Below are 13883 nucleotides of genomic sequence, written 5' to 3'. Positions count from 1 at the left end.
CCCTGAGGCCTTAGTGGGCGTCGTGCGCCTGCCCGATGTAGACCAGCGTCAACATCATGAACACAAAGGCCTGCAACAAAATGATGATCAGGTGGAAGGCGGCCCACAGCCAGCCCGAGGCGATGTGCAACAACGCCAGCCCGATGCTGGTCGGCTCAAAGCCGACCCAGGCGCCGCCCAGCAGCGCGATCAGCATGAAGATCAGTTCGCCGGCGTACAGGTTGCCGAACAACCGCATGCCGTGCGACACCGTCTTGGCGGTGAAGGAGATCAGTTGCTCAGCCAGGTTGACCACGGCCAGGATGGCGGCGAACACCGGGTTCTTGCTGGTGCCGAAGGGCGCGGTGACCAGCTCGTGGCCCCAGCCGCCCAGGCCCTTGATCTTGATGTTGTAGAACAGGCTGATCAGCAGCACGGCCAGCGCCAGGCCCATGGTGACCGACAGGTCGGCCGAGGGCACCACGCGCAGATAGGCGTGGGCGGCCTCGTGGCCGGTGATCTTTTCGTAAGCATGGCCCCACAGCCAGGGCAGCAGGTCCAGCGGCAGCAAGTCCATGGCGTTGAGCAACAGCACCCAGACGAACACGGTCAGCGCCAGCGGGCTGACCAGCTTGCGGCTGGTGGCGTTGTGCACGATGGATTTGGCCTGGCCGTCGACGACCTCGATCAGGATTTCCACCGCGGCCTGGAAGCGGCCGGGCACGCCGGCCGTGGCCCTGCGCGCCGCCTTCCACAGGAAGAAGCAGCCCAGCACACCCATCAGCACGGAGAAGAAGATGGAGTCGATGTTGAACACCGTGAAGTCCACGATGTTGTCGCCCATGGGCTTGTTCTGCCAGTGCGTCAGGTGATGGACGATATATTCACTGGCCGAGGGGCCGGCAGCGGCTTGTTCTACAGGTGCCATGTCGTCGACTCTATTCAATAAAACTTCGTTAAGCGGCGCTGCGACGCGCCTTCGGGCGCATCAACAGCGCCACCCAATACACTTTCAGGGTCAGGATCAGGCCGATCAGCAGCGCCAACCAGTCCAGATCCGGAACCACGCGCGGCGCCAAAAACAACATGGCGACGCTGACGGAAATCTTGACCATCTCCCACACAAAGAACCCGAAGCCGGCCATCACGGCGTTCACCGAAGCAAACCGGCTCATCAAGCCGCGCGCAAACAAGGCGGCGGGAATGATGGCCACCAGGGCGCCGTAACCGGCCGACCAAGCAGCGTTGGAACGCCCCGTCCAGACCCAGGCCAGCGCGGTCAGCACCAACCCCACCAGCAACTGGACCGCGATCACCCTCCAGGGCGACAACGGTGGTTGCTGCAACCGCAGCAATTTCGCCTGTTCGGCGGACAGCGGCGGGTAGCCCGGTTCCTCTTGTGCATCCTCGAAACCCAAGGGCGTAATTTTCGACATCGTAAATTACACCCAGGTTACGCACAGATTGTCACAAAGCCCCTGATTATACGTAGAAACCCAGCCCCTCCGACAATGACCCGCTAAGTAATAGCACGGACCCTGCGCGACCTGAAAACATGTCCAGTTCCTCATCGTCCATATGCCGCAGGCTGCTCCAGCTGGTGCTGGCCGCCTCACTACTGTCTTTGTTGAGCGCCTGCGCGCAGCCGCTGCCCGCCAGTCCGCACCATGACGACGATGGCTTCCACAACAACTACACACTCACGATAGAGCGGCCACTCAGCGATCTGCTGCGCTGGAAATGGGACGCCTGGCGCGCCGACCTGCCCAAGCCGCCGCAACAGCCCACGCCGGCGCAGACACCCGACCTGGCACTGATCAAGACCAACGGCGCGCTGGACGCGCAGCACATGCGCCCAGCCGTCACCTGGATAGGCCACGCCAGCACACTGGTGCAGGCCAGCGGCCTGAATGTGCTGACCGACCCGATCTTCAGCGACCATGCCTTCATGGTGCAGTTCGCCGGCCCCAAGCGCGCCCAGCCACCCGGCATTGCGCTGGCCGACCTGCCGGGCATTGACGTGGTGGTGATTTCGCACAACCACTACGACCACCTGGACGCCGGCAGCATTGAGGCGCTGGAGAAACGCGCACCAGGCAAGACGCTGTTCCTGGTGCCGCTGGGCCTGAAGGGCTGGATGCAGGACCTGGGTGTGCGCCAGGTGGTGGAGCTGGATTGGTGGCAGCAGGTGCGGGTGCGTCGTGGTGGCGATGGCCGCACCCAGGTGGTGGACGCGGGTGCCCGGCCCCTGACGGATGACACGGTGGAGTTCAACCTTGTGCCGGTGCAGCACTGGTCGGCGCGTGGCCTGTTTGACCGCCGCAAGACGTTGTGGGGCGGCTGGGCGGTGTTTGGCCCCGCTTTCCACTGGTACTTCAGCGGCGACACCGGTTACACCAAGGACTTTGCCGACACCCGTGCGCGCTTCGCGCAGCGCAACCCGGGCGGCTTTGACCTGAGTATCCTGCCCCTAGGCGCCTACGAGCCGCGCTGGTTCATGCGCCTGCAACACATGAACCCCAGCGAAGCCGTGCAGGCGCATCTGGACCTGGGCAGCCAGCGCAGCCTGGGCATGCACTGGGGCACCTTCAGCCTGACCGACGAACCGCTGGACCAGCCGCCGCTGGACCTGGCCAAGGCGCGCCAGGCCCGCCAGCTGCCCGAGGACGCCTTTTTCGTGCTGAAGATCGGTGAAACACGGCTGCTGCCGCCACGCCGATAATCTCCTCATGACCTCCCTGCCCCCCCTGCCCTGCTACCTGAACGGCGACTACACGCTGCTGCCCGACGCCAAGATCAGCGTGATGGACCGGGGCTTCATCTTCGGCGACGGCGTCTACGAGGTGATCCCGGCTTACGAAGGCGCGCTGTTCCGCTTTGACGACCACATGGCGCGGCTGGACCGCAGCCTGGCCGAGCTGCGCATGGCCAACCCGATGACGCATGCGCAGTGGCGCGCCATTGCCCAGGAGCTGCTGGCGCGGCACCGCCAGTCCATCCCGGCGGGTGAGCCTCCGGCCAACATCCAGAGCGTGTACATCCAGGTCACGCGCGGCGTGGCGCTGCGCAACCACGTGATGCCCACCGACATTGCGCCCACCGTGTTCGTCATGGCCGACCGCATGGGCGTGCCCACGGCGCAGCAGCAGGCCGAGGGCGTGGCCTGCATCACCGCAGAAGACTTCCGCTGGCAGAAGGCGCACATCAAGAGCGTCAGCCTGCTGGGCGCGGTGTTCGCACGCCAACTCAGTTACGACGTCGGGGCGGTGGAGACGGTGATGTTCCGCGACGGTTGGCTCAGCGAGGCCGCCGCCAGCAACATCTGGGTGGTGAAGGACGGCAAACTGGCCGGCGTGCCCAAGGACCACCTGGCGCTGACCGGCGTGCGCTACGGGCTGATTGCCGAGATTTGCCAGGCCCAGGGCATACCGTTTGAATTGCGCCGCATCTCGCGCCAGGAAGTGCTGGATGCCGACGAGTTGATGTTGAGCTCGGCCGTGCGCGAGGTGCTGGCCATCGTCACGCTGGACGGGCAGCCGGTTGCAAATGGCCAACCCGGCCCCATTTTTAAACGGTTGCTGGCCGGCTATGCGCAGGCCAAGCAGCGCTGCATACAACAGAACACGTCCGCACCATGACCACCCCCACCCCGCCGGCCCAGCCCGATGCACGCAAGGACTCGTTGATCGAGTACCCCTCGTCCTTCCCCATCAAGGTGATGGGCGCGAAGGTGGACGGCTTCGTGCATGCCGTCACCGCCATCGCCAAGCAGTTCGACCCCCAGTTCGACGCCAGCACGGTGGAACTTCGCGACAGCAAGGCCGGCAACTACCTGGGCGTAACCATCACCATCACCGCCACCAGCCGGGAGCAGCTCGACGAGCTGTACCGCACGCTGTCCACGCATCCGATGGTGAAGATGGTGCTCTGAGCCGGTCCGGCGCCGTGGAGTTCGTGCAGCGCAACCTGGGCCAGGTGGACTACCTGCCCACCTACGAGGCCATGCAGGCCTTCACGGCCGCGCGCACGGCCGACACGCCCGATGCGCTGTGGCTGTGCGAACACCCACCCGTCTACACCCAGGGCCTGGCCGGCAAGCCCGAGCATGTGCTGAACCCCGGCACCATCCCCGTGCTGGCCAGCAACCGCGGCGGCCAGGTCACCTACCACGGGCCCGGCCAGGTGGTGGCCTACCCGCTGCTGGATTTGCAGCGTGCCGGCTACTTCGTCAAGGAATACGTCTACCGGGTGGAAGAGGCCGTGTTGCGCACGCTGGCCCACTTTGGCGTCACCGGCCACCGCGTGGCCGGTGCGCCGGGCATTTACGTGCGGCTGGACGACCCGGGCTCACACGCACTGCTGGCACAACGGCCCACGCGGGCCACCGCCGGACCGGATGGCGCAACCGGCGGCCCCGACTTTACCGGCCTGGGCAAGGTCGCTGCCTTGGGCATCAAGGTCAGCCGCCACTGCACGTATCACGGCGTGGCGCTGAATGTGGCCATGGACCTGGAGCCGTTCTCCCGCATCAACCCCTGTGGCTACGCCGGCCTGCAGACGGTGGACCTGGCCACGCTGGGCGTGTCCGCCAGCTGTGAAGATGTGATCCCGGTCATAGCCAGCAAGTTAAACACCTATTTGTCTCCCTGATCTGGCGCCAGAATAGCGCCCATGGACCGCCTGCTCGCCTCATTCGTGGAACAACCACTGCGTGCCTGCCTGGCCCTGTGGCGGCGCCTGTTGCGTGCAGGGTCCGTGCCGCTGGCCTACCTGTCCTATGGCGCCAGCTTCTTGCGCCGCCAGCCGCACTACATCGAGGAGCAGTGGCCGGGTGAGCGCAGCCTGGCCGGCGCGGCCAAGGTAGCGGTGTTCGGCCACTTCGACCCCCAGGGCGTGGTGCACGACTTCGTGCTGCGCTACCTGGACGAGCTGCTGGCGGCCGGCTTCGAGATTGTCTTCGTCAGCAACTCCCCGCGCCTGCAGCCTGCCGGGCTGCAGCAAGTGCGCCAGCGCTGCGCGCTGGTGGCACGGCGCCAGAACCTGGGCTATGACTTCGGCGCCTACCGCGACGGCATAGGCCTGCTGCTGGGCCAACTGGCCAGCCTGGATGAGCTGCTGATCGTCAACGACAGCGTGTACGGCCCATTCCGCAACCTGAACGACGTGTTGGCCAAGGCCGATGCAGCGCACGCCAGCGTCTGGGGCATCACCGACTGCTGGGACAGCGCCTTCCACCTGCAAAGCTATTTTGTGCTGTTCAAGCAGCCGGCGCTGCGCAACCCGGCCTTTGTGGCCTTCTGGTCCGGCGTGCGGTATGTGCAGGCCAAGACCTGGGTGGTGCGCCGCTACGAGCTGGGGCTGACGCGCGCCATGATGCGCGGCGGCCTGCGCTGCGCCGCGCTGTTCCCCTACCGCCAGGCCGCCCAGGCCCTGAGCGATGCGGTGCGCCGCGATGGCGCGCTGACCAACAAGACGCTGAGCCCGCAACACCAGGCCTTCCTGGCCACGCTGTTCCGGGCGGTGGACAACGGTGTGCCGCTGAACGGCAGCCACTTCTTCTGGGACCACCTGATCGCCGTGATGGGTTGCCCCTTCCTGAAGCGCGAGCTGCTGCACAAGAACCCGGCGCGGGTGATGTTCGTCAACCAGTGGGAGACGGTGGTCCGCCAGGCCAACCCCGACTACGACACCGACGCCATCCACCACCACCTGGAAGCCACGCTGCACCGCCGGGCGATGTGAGAAAGGCCGCACGGCCGACCGGAAACCCGGCATGTTTCTACAATAGAGGCCATGAGCACCACCGAGACCGGCAACGTCGTGCGCGTTGCCCAGAGCACCGAGACCTACGACGCCAGCGCCAAGCAAAAGGCCGGCGCCAAGCTGGCCCGCATCCCCATCAAGGTGCAGCCGGGCGAGGTGCTGAAGAAGCCCGAGTGGATACGCGTGAAGGCCGGCTCGCCCACCACGCGGTTTTATGAGATCAAAGACATCCTGCGCCAGAACAAGCTGGTGACGGTGTGCGAGGAAGCCTCCTGCCCCAACATTGGCGAATGCTTCGGCAAGGGCACGGCCACCTTCATGATCATGGGCGACAAGTGCACGCGGCGCTGCCCGTTTTGCGACGTCGGCCATGGCCGGCCCGACCCGCTGGACGCCAACGAACCGGACAACCTGGCCAAGACCATCGCCGCGCTGAAGCTGAAGTATGTGGTGATCACCAGCGTGGACCGCGACGACCTGCGCGACGGCGGCAGCCAGCATTTCGTCGACTGCATCCGCAAGACGCGCGAGCTGTCGCCGCTGACGCAGATCGAGATCCTGGTGCCCGACTTCCGCGGCCGCGACGACCGCGCACTGGAGATTTTGAAGGCCGCGCCCCCGGACGTGATGAACCACAACCTGGAAACCATCCCGCGCCTGTACAAGGAAGCGCGGCCGGGCTCGGACTACGCCTTCTCGCTGAACCTGCTGAAGAAGTTCAAGGCGCTGTTCCCCGACGTGCCGACCAAGAGCGGCCTGATGGTGGGCCTGGGCGAGACGGATGACGAAATCCTCACCGTGATGCGCGACATGCGCGCGCACAACATCGACATGCTGACGATTGGCCAGTACCTGGCGCCCAGCATGAGCCACTTGCCGGTGCGCCGCTACGTGCACCCGGACACCTTCAAGATGTTCGAGGCCGAGGCCTACAAGATGGGCTTCAAGCATGCGGCCGTGGGGGCGATGGTGCGGTCCAGCTACCACGCGGACCAGCAGGCGCATGCGGCGGCGGGCGGCGCTGAACACGCTTCGCAAGCTGCGACCCCCGCCACCACCTCTTGAACCCCGCGCTGCTGGCCCTGGGCGCCATCGCCCTGTGGGCCTCGCTGGCCAGCCTGAGCGTCACCCTGGCGCATGTGCCGCCCTTTCTGCTGGCCGGCATTGCGCTGCTGATCGGCGCGCTGCCCTCGCTGCTGTACTGGCGCCAATGGCGGGTGTCGTGGCCCACGCTGGCGCTGGGCATCTACGGCCTGTTTGGCTACCACTTCCTGCTGTTCATCGCGTTGCGGCATGCGCCGCCGGTGCAGGCCAACCTGGTCAACTACCTGTGGCCGCTGCTGATCGTGGTGCTGGCGCCGCTGCTGCTGCCGGGCGTCAAGCTCAAGGGCATGCACCTGCTGGCCGCGCTGCTGGGCTTTGCCGGCGCCGCGCTGGCCATCAGCGGCGGGCGCACGCTGGATGGCGGCTTTGCCTGGGGCTACCTGCCGGCGCTGGCCTCGGCCTTCGTCTGGGCCAGCTACTCGCTGCTGACCAAGCGGGTGACGCCTTTCCCCACCGCCGCCATCGGCCTGTTCGCGGCGGTCTCCGGCGCGCTGGCGCTGGCCTGCCATGCGGCGCTGGAACCTTCGGTGGCACTGAGCGGCAAGGACTGGCTGCTGCTGGTCGTGATGGGGCTGGGCCCGCTGGGTGCCGCCTTCTACCTGTGGGATGCGGCGCTAAAGCGCGGCAGCGCGGCACAGATCGGCCTGTTGTCGTTCCTGACGCCGCTGCTGTCCACGCTGTTGTTGCTGCTGTTGCGCGGTGAGGCGCCCAGCGCCAGCATCATCTTGGCAGCGGCACTTATCGTGGGTGCGGCGTTGCTCGGGCGCCGCTAGGGCTAAATTCCCGCCGGGCCGCCCCAAGGGAATTTGCGGCCCCCTCGGGGGGCAGGGAGCTACACGCAGTGAGCGACCGTGGGGGTCCTAGACTCGTGCCAGGCGGTGCGCGGGCTCGTCGTCTTGCAGAATCTGCTGCGCCCACGGTGTCAGCTTGGTCGTGTCGGCGCGCAGCACCTCCTGCTTGACCGCCAGCACCTGGGCCGGGTGCATGGAGAAGCTGCGCAGGCCCAGGCCCAGCAGCAGCCGTGTCAGGCTGGTGTCGCCCGCCATCTCGCCGCACACGCTGACGCCCTTGCCCTGGGCGTTGCACTCGGCGATGGTCTGTGCCACCAGGCCCAGCACCGCCGGGTGCAGCGGGTCGTACAGGTGGGCCACCGATTCGTCGGCGCGGTCTATGGCCAGCGTGTACTGGATCAGGTCATTGGTGCCAATGGACAGGAAGTCGAAATACTTCAGGAACATGCGCACGGCCAGCGCGGCGGCGGGGATTTCTATCATCGCGCCCAGCTTCACCGGACCGTAGGCAATGCCCCGGTTGTCCAGCTCGGCGCGGGCAAAGTCGATCAACGACAGCGTCTGGCGTATCTCGCTGGCATGCGCCAGCATGGGGATCAGCAGGTTGGCCTGGCCGAAGGCGGCGGCACGCAGGATGGCGCGCAGCTGCGTCAGGAACATGGCCGGGTCGGCCAGGCTCCAGCGTATCGCGCGCAGGCCCAGGGCAGGGTTCAGGTGCGCCTCGTCGCGCACCGAGCGGTCCAGCGGCTTGTCGGCCCCCACGTCGACCGTGCGTATGGTCACCGGCAGGCCCTGCATGCCTTCGATGGCGCGCTTGTAGGCCTGGAACTGCTCCTCCTCGCCCGGCAGGTTGCCCTGGCGGCCCATGAACAGGAATTCGCTGCGGAACAGCCCCACGCCCACGGCACCGGCTTTCAGCGCGCCGGGCGCGTCCTCGGGCATCTCGATGTTGGCCAGCAGCTCGATCTTCTGCCCGTCCATGGTGACGGCTGGCGTGTGCAGCAGGCGCGTCAGCCGGCTGCGCTCCAGCTCGCCCTGGCGCTGCTTGAAGCCGTATTCAGCCAGGATGATGGGCGAGGGGTCGACGATGACCACGCCGGCGTCGCCGTCGATGATGACCCAGTCATCCTGGCGCACCAGCTGGCTGCTCAGGCGCGCGCCCACCACCGCCGGGATGTCCATGCTGCGCGCCACGATGGCGGTGTGCGAGGTCTTGCCGCCCACATCGGTGACGAAGCCGGCAAACACACTTTGCTTGAACTGCAGCATGTCGGCCGGCGACAGGTCATGCGCGATCAGCACCAGCGGCACGTCCACGGTGTCGTCCAGCAGCAGGTCCTGGTTGGATTTCTTGCGCGGGTGTATCGGTGGCGCCACCGGTGAGGCCACGCCCTTCATGGCGCGCAGGATGCGCTCGGCGATCTGCTCCAGGTCCGCCTTGCGCTCGCGCAGGTACTCGTCCTCCATCTCGTCGAACTGGCGCGAGATCACCTCCAGCTGGGTGGTCAGCGCCCACTCCGCGTTGTACAGGCGCTCTGAAATCCAGTGCTTGACGCCGTCCACCAACGCCTCGTCCTGCAGCAGCATCAGGTGCACGTCCAACAGCGCGGTCAGCTCGTGCGGTGCGTCCTTGGGGCCCATGTGGGCCACGCTTTGCTGCAGGCGGTGCAGTTCGTCCACCACGACGTTGCGGCCGTTGCGGATGCGGGTGATCTCGGCCTCGATGGTGTCGGGGCCGATGAAGTAATGCGCCACGTCGACCCGGCTGGAGGCCACCAGCACGGCCTTGCCTATGGCAATGCCGCGTGCCACCGCCAGGCCGTGGATGGCAAAGGTCACTCGCCTTCTCCGAACTTGTCGTTGATCAGCGCCAGCATGGCGTCCAGCGCCTCCTGCTCGCGCTCGCCATCGGCGTCCAACACCACCTCGGAGCCTATGCCGGCGGCCAGCATCATCACGCCCATGATGCTCTTGGCGTTGACGCGGCGCTCACCGCGGGCGATCCACACCTCGCAAGGAAAGCTGCCCGCCAGCTTGGTCAGTTTGGCGGAAGCGCGTGCATGCAGGCCCAGCTTATTGCTGATGGTCGCGGTAATCTTGATCATGCTTGGGTTTTTGTTGGTTCTGCGGTGCCGTCACCGCCACCTGCATCACGCCCTGGGCGCCACCCGCCAAGGCACGCGTCAGCAGCGAGTCCAGCGGCTCGTGCCGGTAGGTGACCGCGCGCAGCAGCATGGGCAGGTTGACGCCGGCAATCAGCCGGGACTTGACACCGTCCACCACCCGCTGTGCCACATTGCAGGGCGTGGCGCCGAACATGTCGGTCAGCACCAGCACCTGCTGCTTGCGCATCTGGTCCATGGCGATGCGGCAGGCCGCCAGCGACTCTTCGGGCCGCACATTGGGCTGCACGTCCAGCGCCACCACGCTGTCGGCGGCGTCGGGAAACACGTGCAGCACGCACTGGCGCAGTGCATTGGCCAGCGGCGCGTGGGCGATGATGAGGATGCCGTTGTTCATAGATCAGGCAGTCCCGATTATGGCGCGGGCGGGGTTGGCCCCGGGTAACAGCTCATTGCAACGCCACGCTGCCCAAAAAGGTCTCTGCCACCTCGCCGCTCAATGTCTCGCCGTACGCCAGCACCTGGTAGATGTGGGCGCCATGGCGGAACCAGGCCACCTGCAGCCTGACGGCGCGGCCATCGGATTGGCGACCGTGGGTGGCCAGCACCTGCCCCTGGCTGGCGCCGGAAGCGCCTTTGGGGGCGAACGGCTGCGGCGCCGACCCCACCGCCGCGAAATTGCCCAAGGTGGCCATGCGCCACTGCGTCAGCAGCTCGGTCGCCTGAGTGGCCTGGGCCGCCTGGGCGACATTCGGTAGCGGCACCGCCGCCACCGCGAACTGCACGCCGCCTGCCTCGCAGCCCATCATGCGCATGCTCACCGGGGTGCCGCCCAGCGGCACGGTGCGGGTGGCACGGTCAGGCTTGCAGGGCAGCAGGGCCACCAGCGGGGTGTCGTCCAGCCGGGCCTCGCGCCAGTTGAAGGTGGGGCTGCAGGCCAGCAGTAGCGTTGCCACCCAGCCCACCGCCAGCTTGCGGCTTCGTATCAACCGTATCCCCCGCATCAACCGAGAGCGCCGAACACTTTTTTCAGGATGGCGCTGCCGGTGCCTATCGGGTCCTGGCGGATCTTTTTCTCTTCCTCGCCAATCATGGTGTACAGGCCGTCCAAGGTCTTGCCGGTCACATACTGCTGGATACTGGCGTTATCTTTCTTGATCAAGCCCAAACTTGCCGCTTTTTCGGCCAATTGGTTGTATTTTTGCGCCAAACCCACTTTTTCCGTGGCTTTCGTCACCACCGGCAGGAACTTGACGTTCAATGGCGCACGCGTCTTGTCGCTGAAATACGCGGTGGCCGAGGTTTCGCCACCGGTCAAGATCTTCTTGGCGTCGGCCAGCGTCATGCTCTTGACGGCCCCCACCAGCATGTCCTTGGCCAACGGCACGGCCTGCTCGGCGGCCTGGTTCATCGCCGTCACCAACTCGTCCACGCGCTGGCCTTGGCCCAAACGGCGCAACAGTTTGGCGGCGTCTTCCAGAAAACCGGGCAGCGGGATGCGAACTTTGTCGTTGTTCATGAATCCACCGTTCTGGCCCAGTTGCGAAACGGCGGCAATCGCGCCTTTTTCCAACGCCGCCTTGACCCCCTGGGAGGCTTCGCCGCTGGTCAGATCGGCCAGCGACAGGGCCCGGGCTGCGCCGGGCACCAGCGCAGCCAGACCCAGGGCCATTGAAACCGAACTAAAATTTCGTCTGTCCACGCGAAGACCCCACAAATGAAGAAGCGAAGCTTGTATCTTGCCGCACCGCTGCTGGCTTTGGCAATCGGTTTCGGCGCCTTCATGGCCACGGCGGGGAATGCCGCGCCGCAAACCAGCTTCGTGCTGCTGGACGGCTCGCAACAAAGCACCAAGGACCTGCAAGGCAAGGTCACGCTGGTCAACTTCTGGGCCACCAGCTGCACCACCTGCGTGGCCGAAATGCCCAAGGTCGTCGCCACCTACGAAAAATACAAGGCCCAGGGCTTTGACACCGTGGCCGTGGCCATGGCCTACGACCCACCGGCCTACGTGGTCAACTACGCGCAAACGCGCAAGCTGCCGTTCAAGGTGGCGATCGACAACACCGGCGCGGTGGCGCGCGCCTGGGGCGAGGTGCAGCTGACGCCCACCACCTACCTGGTGGACAAGCATGGCCAGATCGTCAAGCGCTATGTGGGCGAGCCCGATTTCGCCGAGCTGCACAAGCTGATCGAAAAACTGCTGGCCCAGGCCTGATTCCCTTGTTTTGCCACCGGGCCGCCCCAAGGCAAAACGCAGCCGGGGGCAGGACGGACACGCAGTGCCGGACGTGGGGGCTCTGATTTGACGCTGACCGAGCTGATCACCACCAGCCAGGCGCTGGTCGCCCAAGGGCAATCAAGCCAGGCATGCCAGCTTTACCAGGACTGGCTGGCCCAGTCCCAAGACCCACTGCGCCACTTCGCCTGGTTCAACCTGGGCAGCCTGTTGGGCCAAGCCCGGTCACACGAACAAGCCATGCTTGCCTACCGCCAGGCGCTGGCGCTGCAACCTGGCATGACCGCCGCGCGTGCCAACCTGGGCTCCGAGCTGAAGACACTCCAGCGCGTCGACGCCGCCATCACCGAATGGCAACGGACGCTGCAAGACCTGGACGCCGCCCAGCCGCCGCAGCCCAAGGAACAGCTGCATGTGCTGATCAACCTGGCAGTGGCCACCATGGAGCGCGGCCTGTTGGACCAAACGCTGCACTACCTGGAACGCGGCCTGGCGTTGGACCCGCAGCAGCGCACCCTGCTGCTGCACTACCTGCATACGCGCCAGAAGGTCTGCCAGTGGCCGGTGCTGCGCCCCTTGGCCGGCGTCAGCATGCACCAGCAACTGCTGGCGGCCGGCTCGCTGTCGTCGCTGGCCACGCATGACGACCCGGCCCTGCAACTGCTGAGCGCGCTGAACTATGTGCGTGACAAGGGCTTGCGGGCCGCCGACCCCAAGCCGCCCAAGCGCAACAAACCGCCGGGCCAACGCCTGCGCATAGGCTACCTGTCGGGTGACTTCAACACCCATCCGGTGGGCGCGCTGACGGTGGAGCTGTTTGAGCTGCACGACCGCAGCCGTTTCGAGGTGTTCGGCTTTTGCTGGACGCCCGAGGAAGCCACGCCCGAGCGGCGCCGGCTGGTGCAGGCCTTTGACCACCACGTGCCCCTGGGCCACCTCAGCGACGAGGCGGCAGCGCAGCGGATACGCTCGCTGGAGATCGATGTCCTGGTGGACCTGCAAGGCCTGACCGGCGCCGCCCGCCCGAACATCCTCAGCTACCGGCCGGCGCCGGTGCAACTGGCGTGGCTGGGTTATCCCGGCACCTGCGCGCTGCCAGCGGTGGACTATGTGATCGCCGACGCCTATGTGCTGCCGCCCGAGCTGGCGCCTTACATGAGCGAGCAGCCGCTGCGCCTGCCACGCTGCTTCCAGCCCAGTGACCGGCAGCGCCAGGCCGCTGCCACGCCCACGCGCGCCGAGTGCGGCCTGCCCGAGACGGGCTTCATCTACTGCTCGTTCAACCAGAATTTCAAGTTCACCGAACCGGTGTTTGACAGCTGGCTGCGCATCCTGGCCCAGGCACCCGGCAGCGTGCTGTGGCTGCTGGCCAGCAACCCCTATGCCGAAGCCAACTTGCGTCAGCGCGCGCGCAGCCAGGGCGTGGCGCCCGAGCGCCTGGTCTTCGCCCAGCGCACGTCCGCGGCCAACTACCTGGCGCGGCTGAAGCTGGCCGACCTGTTTCTCGACACTTTCCCCTACAACGCCGGCACCACCGCCAACGACGCGCTGTGGATGGCCTGCCCGGTGCTGACACGCTCGGGCAGGAGCTTCGTGTCGCGCATGGCCGGCAGCCTGCTGACAGCGGTGGGCCTGCCGCAGCTGATCACCCAGACCCCGGCGGACTACGAGCAACTGGCCGTGCGCATAGGCCGCAACCCGCAGATGGCCGTGCTGTACCGGCGCTACCTGCAGGAGCACGCTGCCAGCAGCGATTTGTTCAATATTCCTCAATTGGTGCGCGACCTGGAGGCTGGGCTGTCGGCGCTGTCCTGAATGCGCCGCCCCCACGTTGTCCGGAATACCGGGCTTGCTCCAGTCAATTCGGGCTTTTGGTGGCCCCCG

General features: G+C 66.3%; 16 protein-coding genes. 9 read left to right on the top strand and 7 right to left on the bottom strand.

The features are described 5' to 3' along the window. Positions 1-10: 10 nt before the first annotated feature. Both atpB and AC1DX2_RS12590 read right to left on the bottom strand, forming a co-directional pair. A complete protein-coding gene (gene atpB / locus AC1DX2_RS12595) occupies positions 11-907 on the bottom strand; it encodes a F0F1 ATP synthase subunit A (RefSeq protein ID WP_477196707.1) in 897 nt (298 codons plus the stop codon). 28 nt (positions 908-935) lie between these two features. Beyond that, positions 936-1397: an ATP synthase subunit I gene (locus AC1DX2_RS12590; protein WP_477196706.1), complete on the bottom strand. Its 462-nt coding sequence runs from the start codon at positions 1395-1397 to the stop codon at positions 936-938. A gap of 137 nt (positions 1398-1534) precedes the next feature. On the opposite strand from AC1DX2_RS12590, the gene AC1DX2_RS12585 reads away from it, so the two are divergent. The 7 genes from AC1DX2_RS12585 to AC1DX2_RS12555 all read left to right on the top strand — a co-directional run bounded on the left by AC1DX2_RS12585 (position 1535) and on the right by AC1DX2_RS12555 (position 7619). After that, positions 1535-2701 (top strand): MBL fold metallo-hydrolase, encoded by a 1167-nt coding sequence (locus AC1DX2_RS12585; RefSeq protein ID WP_477196705.1) that lies wholly within the window; start codon positions 1535-1537, stop codon positions 2699-2701. Positions 2702-2708: 7 nt separating this feature from the next. After that, a complete protein-coding gene (locus AC1DX2_RS12580) occupies positions 2709-3617 on the top strand; it encodes an aminotransferase class IV (protein WP_477196704.1) in 909 nt (302 codons plus the stop codon). Then, entirely contained in the window at positions 3614-3910 is a 297-nt protein-coding gene (locus AC1DX2_RS12575; RefSeq protein ID WP_477196703.1) for a YbeD family protein, read from the top strand. Before AC1DX2_RS12580 ends, AC1DX2_RS12575 begins: the two co-directional genes overlap by 4 nt. 71 nt (positions 3911-3981) lie before the next feature. After that, complete coding sequence (gene lipB / locus AC1DX2_RS12570; RefSeq protein ID WP_477197676.1) at positions 3982-4629, top strand: lipoyl(octanoyl) transferase LipB; 648 nt, start codon at positions 3982-3984, stop codon at positions 4627-4629. A gap of 21 nt (positions 4630-4650) precedes the next feature. After that, the gene (locus AC1DX2_RS12565) at positions 4651-5721 is read left to right on the top strand and encodes a rhamnan synthesis F family protein (protein ID WP_477196702.1); all 1071 of its coding nucleotides are present in this window, start codon (positions 4651-4653) and stop codon (positions 5719-5721) included. Between the two features lie 51 nt (positions 5722-5772). Beyond that, entirely contained in the window at positions 5773-6807 is a 1035-nt protein-coding gene (gene lipA, locus AC1DX2_RS12560; protein ID WP_477196701.1) for a lipoyl synthase, read from the top strand. Beyond that, a complete protein-coding gene (locus AC1DX2_RS12555) occupies positions 6804-7619 on the top strand; it encodes a DMT family transporter (RefSeq protein ID WP_477196700.1) in 816 nt (271 codons plus the stop codon). Before lipA ends, AC1DX2_RS12555 begins: the two co-directional genes overlap by 4 nt. Before the next feature lie 87 nt (positions 7620-7706). Here AC1DX2_RS12555 and ptsP read toward each other — a convergent pair whose 3' ends face one another. From ptsP to AC1DX2_RS12530, 5 genes are read right to left on the bottom strand one after another with little or no spacing between them, the layout of a single operon-like run. Beyond that, the gene (ptsP, locus tag AC1DX2_RS12550; RefSeq protein ID WP_477196699.1) at positions 7707-9476 is read right to left on the bottom strand and encodes a phosphoenolpyruvate--protein phosphotransferase; all 1770 of its coding nucleotides are present in this window, start codon (positions 9474-9476) and stop codon (positions 7707-7709) included. Next, complete coding sequence (locus AC1DX2_RS12545) at positions 9473-9742, bottom strand: HPr family phosphocarrier protein (RefSeq protein WP_477196698.1); 270 nt, start codon at positions 9740-9742, stop codon at positions 9473-9475. Before AC1DX2_RS12545 ends, ptsP begins: the two co-directional genes overlap by 4 nt. After that, entirely contained in the window at positions 9711-10157 is a 447-nt protein-coding gene (locus AC1DX2_RS12540) for a PTS sugar transporter subunit IIA (RefSeq protein ID WP_477196697.1), read from the bottom strand. The genes AC1DX2_RS12545 and AC1DX2_RS12540 overlap by 32 nt, the downstream gene beginning before the upstream one ends. A gap of 52 nt (positions 10158-10209) precedes the next feature. Continuing rightward, the gene (locus AC1DX2_RS12535; protein WP_477196696.1) at positions 10210-10716 is read right to left on the bottom strand and encodes a hypothetical protein; all 507 of its coding nucleotides are present in this window, start codon (positions 10714-10716) and stop codon (positions 10210-10212) included. A 47-nt stretch (positions 10717-10763) separates the two neighbouring features. Then, positions 10764-11462 (bottom strand): DUF4197 domain-containing protein, encoded by a 699-nt coding sequence (locus AC1DX2_RS12530; RefSeq protein WP_477196695.1) that lies wholly within the window; start codon positions 11460-11462, stop codon positions 10764-10766. A 15-nt stretch (positions 11463-11477) separates the two neighbouring features. On the opposite strand from AC1DX2_RS12530, the gene AC1DX2_RS12525 reads away from it, so the two are divergent. Together AC1DX2_RS12525 and AC1DX2_RS12520 are read left to right on the top strand one after the other, a co-directional pair. Further along, positions 11478-11978 (top strand): TlpA family protein disulfide reductase, encoded by a 501-nt coding sequence (locus tag AC1DX2_RS12525; RefSeq protein ID WP_477196694.1) that lies wholly within the window; start codon positions 11478-11480, stop codon positions 11976-11978. Positions 11979-12065: 87 nt separating this feature from the next. Continuing rightward, positions 12066-13814, top strand: coding sequence for an O-linked N-acetylglucosamine transferase, SPINDLY family protein (locus AC1DX2_RS12520; RefSeq protein ID WP_477196693.1), 1749 nt, complete (start codon positions 12066-12068; stop codon positions 13812-13814). Positions 13815-13883: the final 69 nt, after the last annotated feature.

The organism is Hylemonella sp. P2_B10, from assembly GCF_056404875.1.
The sequence above is the reverse complement of the archived record's forward strand: the minus strand, read 5'-3'. Positions and strand labels throughout refer to the sequence as shown.